Below are 9,928 nucleotides of genomic sequence, written 5' to 3' on the forward strand. Positions count from 1 at the left end.
CCGCGTTGTTAGGCTACCTATAAGGATTTGAAACGCAGGATAGGGCGAAAGAATTGGGGGGCAGAATCCGTTGTTAGGCTACCTATAAGGATTTGAAACTGTGTCGGTAAGCTGCAGCGGTCCCGCATTGACCGTTGTTAGGCTACCTATAAGGATTTGAAACAACAAATGGACTTTCTGGCGCCTAACCTTCTCCGAATGTTGTTAGGCTACCTATAAGGATTTGAAACTTTAAATCGCATTGCGAAAACTCAATTTATAAATTCGTTGTTAGGCTACCTATAAGGATTTGAAACCAAGGCTTGTCCGTACTACCATTCAGCCTACGCCAGTTGTTAGGCTACCTATAAGGAATTGAAACTAAATATAACATCCCAATGAGTTCAAAGTTTTTACGGGATTAAGAACAAAAAACTCCGTACGCAGTAAGACTTATAGATTATTTTTTAAAATCAGTGGTAGTTACTTGCTTTTCATTATTAATTTTGCTACAATGTAATTACAAAGTAATTACGTTAAAGGGTGATTAGATGAAAGCAGATGTTATTAAAATTGGTAATTCAAAAGGAATAAGATTACCGGCATCAATTCTTAAACAATGTGGTATTGACAAAAAAGTCGAAATTGAAATTAGACATAATAATATAATCTTAAGACCAGTAAAACAACCACGCGAAGGTTGGTCTGCTGCTTTTAAGGAAATGAGCAAACGCGGAGATGATCAATTACTTATTCCAGAAATTGACGTTGAAATCTTGGAGGAATGGGATAAATGATTGATCAGTATTCGGTATATTGGGTAGATTTAAACCCTACCAAAGGTGCAGAAATCAATAAAATGAGACCCTGTGTAGTAATCTCGCCCCCAGAAATGAATATTCACTTAAAAACCATCATAATTGCACCAGTCACAAGCAAGGGACGTGATAGATACCCTACGAGACTAAAAATGGATATTGACAATATAACTGGATGGATCGTGTTGGATCAGATTCGAGCAATTGATAAGACACGGTTATGTGATTTTATTGGAAATTTAAGTGCCGAGGAAATAATAACATTAAAAGACATAATAAAGGAAATGTTGGTAGATTAACATACCAAATCAGAGCTATCCAAACAAGGGATTAATCAATTTTTTCTAGATAGTGGCTACAAACGCGCTCAAAAAAGATGGTTAAGAAAATTTGGGGTGCCCTTCAAAGTAGTAAAGGATTATTGGGGATCTGCATCTAACCATATGATCTGGCTTTGTAAAGTAAGCAATAGATCCATCAGATAGCAGCAGTCCAGAGAACTAGTTCCCAGTTCCGAAGAATATCGTTTCATCCTGAAATCGTTATCCACATTTAACTTAGAGGAAGCATAGTACATTTCGTGACCACACGCCTGCTGGGTTCGTCTGGTGGGCGATATATTTTTTTGTCACTTTATTATTAAAGAACATATTATGTAAAAACAGGAGGTGTGGAATTGTGTCTGAAGAAGATCGTAATATCATGAGTGCATTTAAAAAACGATTGGAAAAATTGGAAAATCAAATCGGAGAAATAAATAGAAATGTTAGCGAGATCCTTCAAATAGTTCGTAAAAGAGAAGAAGGAAAGAGCCAAGGGGATTAATGCCTTATTCCTAGCCCTGCACTTGCGGGGCTTGTTTATTGACTAGACTCTGTTTTATAATACGTTTACTGAATATCAAAAAAAGGAAAAAATGTATTATTGTAGAAATAATACAAAAATATGATAAGGAGGGGGACAGTGTGGTATATAAGAAGCTTATTTTCCTAGTAATTATGTGCTTCTTGGCCACAATGGCGATGACAGGATGCGATATGAAAGATAAAGAGAAGGCTGTTTCTGCGAAATATCCAGTCAAACCGATTACGGTTATTGTTCCTTATACTGCAGGTGGAAGTACAGATATAATGGTACGGGCAATGGAGAAGACGGCAATAAAATATATGGATCAGCCACTGATTATTACTAATATACCAGGGGGTGGAGGTAACATAGGTTGGAATGAATTGGCTGGGGCTAATCCTGACGGTTATACTCTTGGTGCAGTAGGTACTGGAACAATTTTGCAAACACTTTATGGTCAGACAAGGTATCATTACGTTACGGCCTTAGATCCGATAGTTCAGGTAGCGGACTTTCCCATAGTTGTGGCGGTTAGAGCAGATCAGCCATGGCAAAATATCGGGGAATTAATCGAATTCGCAAAAGTGCATCCGGGAGAAATAAAGTTTGGCCATTCGGGTGTAGGCTTGGCTGTGCATATTACTGGGGAAATGTTTGCTAAGGAGGCTGACATTAGTATTGTACCTGTTCCATTTAGGGGAGATTCAGAAGGAATAGCTGCTCTGCTGGGCGGGCATATTCAACTTTTGTTTGGGACCGCGGGAATAAAAGAGCATATTACTAGTGGTAATGTTCGAGTGTTGGCAGTTGCATCTGAGAAACGGTCAACTATTCCCGAACTTAAGGATGTACCAACGTTAAAAGAGCAGGGAATAAATGTTACGTTTAGTATTTGGCAGGGAATTGCAGCGCCTAAAACGTTGCCAACTGATGTCAAGATACAGTTGGCTGAAATTTTCAAAAAAACAGTAAACGATCCGGAATTTAAGAATCTTGCGGAAGAAATGGGAATGTCGGTAGATTACATAGGGCCACAAGAATTTAGTGAAAAATGGATAAACGAATATACCAGACTTGAAAAAGTCCTAAAAGAGACCGGTATTGTCGACCAGATTGCGGAGCAAAAAAAATAGGGGAATTGGGAGTAAAAAAAGGATTTAGAAGACTCATGGGGACGGTACTTACGATTCATTCGTTCTCAATTCAATAGACTTGTCCGTGTCCGTCCTAGTTTAAAACGAATCGTTGAAAACGTCCCGTGCGAGTCCTGGGGACAGAATACACGTACAACAAAATAAATCTATTGTTTTATGCATAAAAGCAAAGCCTGAATTTCTGATTTTTACAAGGAACCAGAGGAGGTACATGTTTCTATTGTACATTCCTTTTAATTTATAAGGAATTGAAACGTTGGTCGATTAGTGCTAGACCCGGAAGTAAGAGTTTAACCAATCGAAAATTGCTAAAATTCTACTCGGCGTTTTAGTGCTTGCACAGTACAGGGGACTACTATGTAGTAACTGCCGTAAACCCTATATTTAGCTTTTGAAAAAATTATTAGCTTTAAAATGGTTCCAGTAGCTTAATGCACCGAACTGATCACTGCCACCTGCCAGGTAACTGGTGGGTGGCTTTTCTATTATTGTCCTATTAATAAAATTGTATAGTATTATAGAATGCAACCATCATAAGTCTTTTTTTTATGTTTTTTGATATTTTTAGAATGATTTCACCAAAAACTTCACACGAAAATTGCGCACTTGTGCAATTTCTGGTATGAAAATAACACATATAAAACATCTTCAGAGTATAAATAAAAGAATGATAATAATGAGTACACATCTGTAGTTCTAGAGATTTCGGCATTTTTCCTATTTGTGATAAATACTATGTTGCCTTTGGCATGTTTCTTGCTTTTATAGTTGGTATCGAATGCTTAAGAGTGAAGCGGCAGATTTCTATCAATAATCTCTAAATTGCTTGAGATACTAAATGACGTTTCCAATAAGGTGAAGAAATCGGTCTTAAAGTTAATCAAAAGTCAACTCCAGCACTGGTTTACAGGACTACCTAACTATATTAAGGCTTTCCTGCCTAATTTGGGCTGCGAAAGTTGAGTTATATAACAAGTAAATACTCAATGGAGTGATAATACAATTAACGTGGCAATGGAATTCAAGATATTAGATGGAAAATTCTAAAAATATTTAAGATAACTTAAGTAGTAAGATGTTTTTAGTTGTAAGTATGCACTAAAAAACAAAAAATACTGTATTAAAGGCAAACTTATTGAAAGATAAGGACGCAAAGCCGTGGGTCTAAAGATAGTTTTATCAATGACTGCCAGGTTGCATCAGAGAATTGTATGATGATGTCCCTGGCAGTTTTTTATTATTTTAGAGGAGGGAGGCTTATGGTAGATAAACAAGACTTTGAAATGACAAAAGAAGAATTGGAGGAATTAATGAAAAAACTTCCTGAAATCCTGAAAGAAATCGAAATGCCGGTAGTATCTGACGAAAAATGTGTGGAAAATGTTAAGGAGCAAAGAATATGATCTTTTTTAACAATATGAAAGTAAAATACAAATTAGGAGTTTTAATTTTTATTGCTTTTTTGGCGTTAGGAGTTATCGGTTTCACAGGATATTATTACTTGCAGCAATCGAACACTACTATGAATACGCTGTATAAGGACAGACTAATCCCTGTTCGGGATTTAAACGAAAATCGCATGCTTATTGTCAGAGCCAATGCGGCAATCATGGAATTAATGCTTACTACCGATGATAATAAAAATAATCAACTTAAAGCAATCATTGAAGATACGGGTAAACGAGCTGCTGCTAATCTGACAGAGCTTGAAAAAATTCATCTTGATGCTAAAGCTAAGGATTTGTTGAACAAAGTAAACACGGCCAGAGAAAAGTACCGTGAAGCAAGGGAGCAAGTTGTTAGTTTAGCTATGCAAAATAAAAATGCCGAAGCCTATGCTCAATATGTTGCTAATGTGGATAAACAGTCTACAGAATATATTGAGCTAATGCGCGAGTTTAGTGATTATTATACCGAATTGTCCCGAAAAATGAACGAGGATAACCAGGCGGCTTTTGGAAAAGCTAACCAAATCACCTTAGGGATTCTGTTGTTGGCTTTTCTCGTATTGGGGGGGAGCAGCTGGTACATAACAAAACTCATAACCCAACCGCTAAATGAGTTGACCTTAGTTTGTGATGAACTTGCCACCGGTGATTTTCGTGATAAGCCGCGTCGGGTTATCAGAAAGGATGAAATCGGCAAAGTGGCAGATTCTTTGGTAGCTATGCGCAGCAATGTCCGTACGCTGATGAAGAAAATTGACGTGTCCGTTGAGCAGGTGGCTGCCGCTTCTGAGGAATTGACGGCTAGCGCTGATCAATCGGCTCAGGCGGCCACGCAGGTGGCTGGCTCTATTGTCGCTGTGGCGCAAGGCATGGGAGAACAGTTGGGTATAACCGGAGATGCTTCGGCAGTCATACGGCAGATGTCGGCGGGTATCCAGCAAATTGCCGCTAACGCCAGCGACGTATCAGGACAATCGGCTTTAGCCGCACAAAAGGCCAATGAAGGTAATATTGCAGCAGATAAAGCGGTACGGCAAATGGCACACATTGAACAGACAGTTACGAGTTCTGCCGGGATAGTGGCTAAACTCGGCGAACGGTCGAAAGAAATAGGCCAGATTGTAGATACGATTGCCGGTATTGCTGGTCAAACCAATCTTCTGGCCTTGAATGCCGCCATTGAAGCAGCACGGGCAGGAGAGCAGGGACGCGGGTTTGCTGTAGTAGCAGAAGAAGTACGTAAATTGGCTGAGCAATCCCAGGAAGCTGCCAAGCAAATTGCTATACTTATCGGAGAAATTCAAGGGGATACCGGCAAAGCGGTTATCGCTATGGGGGAAGGTTCTCAGGAAGTTAAAATGGGAGCAGAGATAGTCAATGCTTCAGGTCTAGCTTTTAATGAAATTGCTAAGTTAGTAACGCAAGTATCCGATCAGATCAAAGACATGTCTACGGCCGTAGACCAAATGGCAACCGGCAGTCAGCAGATTGTCAGTTCAGTACACCAAATTGATGAGTTAAGTAAAAAAGCTTCCGGCGAAGCACAAAGCGTTTCAGCCGCTACCGAAGAGCAATCTGCATCAATGGAGGAAATAGCTGCTTCCAGCCAAGCTTTAGCTAATCTTGCTATGGATTTAAGGGACGCAGTCAATAAGTTTCAAGTTTAAGTGATTAGTACCTGAATAAAGAAACTTATAGCTACAATTGAAATAATGAACATGCAGTGGTATAGGGAAAGCCCATGGTCCTAGATTGGGCTTCCTTAATGCCAGCGACTATTTAATTGGGGGAGTAGTGTCATGGGAAACAATAAGGGTATTTTACTTGAGTCAGGTACAAATGAATTTGAGATTATTGAGTTTTCCATAGGCAACGTTTTCTATGGCATTAATGTAGCCAAAGTCAGGGAAATAATAAATCTAGTTCCTATTACCGCAGTGCCCAATGCTCATTCGTATATTGATGGGATCATTACCTTGCGCGGTAAAATAATGCCGCTTGTCAATTTGGCAAAATGTTTGAGCAGTGAAACACAAGCCGTTACGTCTAAAATAATTGTTACTGAAATGAATGGCGTTTTTAGTGGTTTTAAGGTGGATGAAGTATCGAGAATTCACCGCATATCATGGAAACAGATGGAACCAGCCCCGAATATCTCAGACTCCGACCGGGTTGTCGGGATAGTAAAGATGGAGAACCGTTTAATTATTTTATTAGATTTCGAAAAGATTCTATCAGAAGTTAACCCGGAAATCGGCAAAAAATTATCGGCTATACCTGTTTCGTCGGCAGAGTTGGTTACTATCCGCAAGACCAAAACTATTTTGGTAGCGGAAGATTCACACATGTTAAGAGAATTGTTGCTCAAAACTTTGCAAACAGCCGGTTATAACACGATTTCTGCAGATAACGGACAACAGGCATGGAATAAATTGGAGGCTATTGCGAGAAACGGGAAATCAGTGGTAGAGCAGATACAACTGGTGATTACCGATATTGAAATGCCACAGATGGATGGCCATCATCTTACTAAAAGAATCAAAGAGGACCAAAACTTAAGAGCATTACCGGTAATCATTTTTTCCTCATTAATTAATGAGGAAATGAGAAGAAAAGGGGAAGCGTTGGGGGCGTACGCACAAATTACTAAGCCTGAGATTGAACAATTAATCAGTATTGTAGATAAAAAGATTGCGATGTAATCAAAGGTTGACTACAAATCCACTTAACATTATTATTTATCTTTAAATGTCATTATTCGATTAATAAAACCCAGATAACAACAGCAAGTCCCATGTTACTGGGTTTTATTTTGCGGTTTAAGCTTAATAAATTTTCCTGTAATTATATCTTTATTGCCTCTCTATTATTGGATTCGTTAGAAGAATTTTTGATTGTACCTATTCTATATTATTTTGACTTTTGATTTCAATATTCGACAAATTTCTCTTAATAAATGCTTCTTTTCATACGATGATTAAGTAAGTTATTTTATACGAGAAGTAGGAGAGAATATATATGATAATCTTTAAGGATATCAGCTTGCTTCCGATTATATATGAATTACTACAAAATCTAGCTCTCCTATATACGATTATTTCTTTATTTATGCCGGTAATTCTCTCAAATCAATTAAGGCATAACTATTTTAAATTCTATCCCAAAGGAATATTATTTTTCAGCTTACTAGCTTTAATTTCAATGTTGGTGCCAATCCAGTTCAACCAAATTCCCGACGTGACTGTTGACCTAAGAATAGCAACGATTATCTTAACTAGTGCATACTTGGGGCCTTTCAATGCATTTTTGGTTGGTGCAATGACAGGCATATTTCGGGTAATGCTGGGAGGCTTAGGCTGGATCGCATGGTTACCAGCAGCGTTAATTTGTGGCCCTTTATCATTCTTTATTATCAAGCAGGTAAGATCTCATACTACTGGTATGGTTATGGCTACTATAACCTGCACGTTAGTTTCGATGACGATTTTTGCTATCAATACCCATTATTTTCATGCTTTTTTATATTTATCTCCCCTTGATCATCCTAATAATTTTTACAATATTTTGGTTGCTTTAGTAACTTGTAATACATTGGCGGCAGTCGCTTACGACCGAGCCATAAATAATATTATCAAGCATCAAAAAGATTATGACGCACTGAGATTAAAAGCCGATGTTGATGGTATGACAGGACTTTTTAATCATAATAAATTTCAATATGAATTGGCTAAGGCTCTGGATAGCGCGAAAAAGAGCAGAAAAATGCTGTGTTTGCTAATGCTTGACCTCGACTATTTCAAAAAATACAACGATAATTTTGGTCACCAGGCCGGAGATGCCTTATTGCAGGAAGTGTCAAGATTTTTTTTGGAAAGTATCCGCCCCCAAGATATTGCTTCTCGTTATGGAGGGGAAGAATTTGCGATTGTTTTACCGGATTGTTCCGAGTATGAAGCGCTTCAAATTGCCGAAAAGATACGGAGAAAAATCGAACAACATCAATTCTATGGTTGCGAAGAAATGCCAAAAGGAAAAGTTACAATATCTATAGGTATCGCGTGTTATCCTACTAATTCAGCGGATAAGGAGAGTTTGATTCAAAAGGCTGATTCTGCCTTGTATGCTGCCAAGCGATCAGGACGGAATAAATCATTAGTATATAGTCCTTATGGAAATGTCTGCTTTATGGTCAAACCTTAATATGGTAAATAAAATTGACCGAATGTAGGAAGTTCCGGATTAAAACTACCATTATTGAGTATAATAAATAAATCTGGTAATATTATAACTACAGAATAGCCACCCTAACTCAAGTGCTAGGGTGGCTTATTTCTACTCAGAAAGAATTCCGTTATTGTGCAACAGGTTATTTTAATAGCTTATTCAAAAACGACTCTATCGATAAATATTTAGGTGAATTAAATGCGTGTATTAGTAGTTGATCATTCAGAAATGTACCGGGAAACAATTAGAAATCTCCTCACAGAATTAGGCATAGAAAAGATTGACGAGTCGGAAACTGGTATGGGAGCAATCAATAAAATCAAGAGGCTACCCAAAGGAACTAAGTATGACATTGTTACGATTGATATAGCAATGCCACGTAAAGAAGGTTTACATGTCCTGAAGGATATGACAATATTGTCTCCTGAGTCTAAAATTATCGTATGTAGTTCAAAAAATGATATATCAACAGTAAAAATAGTTATAGGTTTCGGGGTGTATGGATATATAGTAAAACCTTTTACTAAAGAAAAATTTCTGGAGACATTTCTTAAATTATACACCTAATATAAATATGAGCATAAATTATTGGTTGTCAACGAGCTTGGAAAAGAAGTGAAGTTATTTATTAACTTATAAACTTCAAAATCCGTTACGTTCCTAGCTTTAGGGGGCGTGTTCAAATTGTTAATATTATTTTTTTTGATTAGTTATTAAATCTGCAATACCGGTTTCTTTTACAATTTTAGAAAGTTTAACATTATCTTCTATCCATCTTGCACCAAACTCGTCAGGGTCCATATATTGGACTGACATTTCCAGTTCCTCCATATTATTCTTAAATTCAGGATCATTGACCATTGCTCGAAGTCCCTCTGTCAATCTTGCTTTTTCGGCCGATGGCAGACCTTTGGGAGCAGCAATTCCTGACCAAAAGTTTAATGTAACATTGATTCCCTGTTCTTTGAAGGTTGGCACATTTTCAAAACCCGGGATAGTTACTCTATTCTCATTGACCACTCCCAGTACTCTGATTGTACCATTTTTTACGTGCTCTTTTAGAAGCATGGGGACGTACATTTTGCTTCTTTTATTATGTTTTTGCGAAGCAAAATGTGCATTCCTACGCTTCTTTAAGTTTTCTAAAAAAGAACCAACCTTCACAAATGAAGTGTGGTTCTTTTTGGAGTATGGAAGGATATCTATAGAAACCAAAAAACTTCAGGAGGAAAATACCAAGTTATGACAGAATACATTTCATAAACCTAACTAGGAGTAAAACATGTCGTCGATATAAGGTAGCGCAAAAATGCCGGGAGGTCGACGACAAGACAGTTCAGCTTTTCCGCGGTTTAAAGTTTAAGCAAGAAGAATATAGTCAAAACAAGAAAAAGTATAAAGCCCCGTGTTTTCTTGCGTTCGATGGGTTAATAGGCTACCTATAAGGATTTGAAACCGC

Annotated in this window: 10 protein-coding genes, 1 CRISPR repeat array and 1 riboswitch; of the genes, 9 read left to right on the forward strand and 1 reads right to left on the reverse strand. The window is 37.8% G+C overall.

Annotation, left to right across the window (positions count from 1 at the left end; translation table 11 throughout):
* Positions 1-4 precede the first annotated feature (4 nt).
* Positions 5-361: a CRISPR direct-repeat array (repeat unit 30 nt; unit sequence GTTGTTAGGCTACCTATAAGGATTTGAAAC).
* Between the two features lie 169 nt (positions 362-530).
* The 9 genes from BLR65_RS25085 (at position 531) to BLR65_RS25115 (ending at position 9,036) form a co-directional block, all read left to right on the forward strand.
* Entirely contained in the window at positions 531-776 is a 246-nt protein-coding gene (locus tag BLR65_RS25085; RefSeq protein ID WP_093796999.1) for an AbrB/MazE/SpoVT family DNA-binding domain-containing protein, read from the forward strand.
* The gene (locus BLR65_RS30130) at positions 773-1,096 is read left to right on the forward strand and encodes a type II toxin-antitoxin system PemK/MazF family toxin (protein WP_169716705.1); all 324 of its coding nucleotides are present in this window, start codon (positions 773-775) and stop codon (positions 1,094-1,096) included. Before BLR65_RS25085 ends, BLR65_RS30130 begins: the two co-directional genes overlap by 4 nt.
* 379 nt (positions 1,097-1,475) lie before the next feature.
* Entirely contained in the window at positions 1,476-1,622 is a 147-nt protein-coding gene (locus BLR65_RS30135) for a hypothetical protein (RefSeq protein WP_169716704.1), read from the forward strand.
* Positions 1,623-1,834: 212 nt separating this feature from the next.
* Positions 1,835-2,776: a Bug family tripartite tricarboxylate transporter substrate binding protein gene (locus BLR65_RS25095; protein WP_093797011.1), complete on the forward strand. Its 942-nt coding sequence runs from the start codon at positions 1,835-1,837 to the stop codon at positions 2,774-2,776.
* A 1,136-nt stretch (positions 2,777-3,912) separates the two neighbouring features.
* Positions 3,913-3,999, forward strand: a riboswitch (cyclic di-GMP riboswitch).
* Between the two features lie 57 nt (positions 4,000-4,056).
* On the forward strand, positions 4,057-4,200 hold the full coding sequence (locus BLR65_RS30140) for a hypothetical protein (protein ID WP_169716703.1): 144 nt from the start codon (positions 4,057-4,059) through the stop codon (positions 4,198-4,200).
* The gene (locus tag BLR65_RS25100; protein ID WP_093797001.1) at positions 4,197-5,912 is read left to right on the forward strand and encodes a methyl-accepting chemotaxis protein; all 1,716 of its coding nucleotides are present in this window, start codon (positions 4,197-4,199) and stop codon (positions 5,910-5,912) included. Before BLR65_RS30140 ends, BLR65_RS25100 begins: the two co-directional genes overlap by 4 nt.
* A 132-nt stretch (positions 5,913-6,044) precedes the next feature.
* Positions 6,045-6,947 (forward strand): chemotaxis protein, encoded by a 903-nt coding sequence (locus tag BLR65_RS25105; RefSeq protein ID WP_093797003.1) that lies wholly within the window; start codon positions 6,045-6,047, stop codon positions 6,945-6,947.
* A 316-nt stretch (positions 6,948-7,263) separates the two neighbouring features.
* Positions 7,264-8,445: a GGDEF domain-containing protein gene (locus BLR65_RS25110; protein WP_093797005.1), complete on the forward strand. Its 1,182-nt coding sequence runs from the start codon at positions 7,264-7,266 to the stop codon at positions 8,443-8,445.
* Between the two features lie 222 nt (positions 8,446-8,667).
* Entirely contained in the window at positions 8,668-9,036 is a 369-nt protein-coding gene (locus BLR65_RS25115; protein ID WP_093797007.1) for a response regulator, read from the forward strand.
* 126 nt (positions 9,037-9,162) lie between these two features.
* Here BLR65_RS25115 and BLR65_RS25120 read toward each other — a convergent pair whose 3' ends face one another.
* On the reverse strand, positions 9,163-9,633 hold the full coding sequence (locus BLR65_RS25120) for a Bug family tripartite tricarboxylate transporter substrate binding protein (RefSeq protein WP_143122656.1): 471 nt from the start codon (positions 9,631-9,633) through the stop codon (positions 9,163-9,165).
* Positions 9,634-9,928 lie beyond the last annotated feature (295 nt).

The organism is Sporomusa acidovorans, assembly GCF_900101845.1.
GTDB lineage: Bacteria > Bacillota > Negativicutes > Sporomusales > Sporomusaceae > Sporomusa > Sporomusa acidovorans.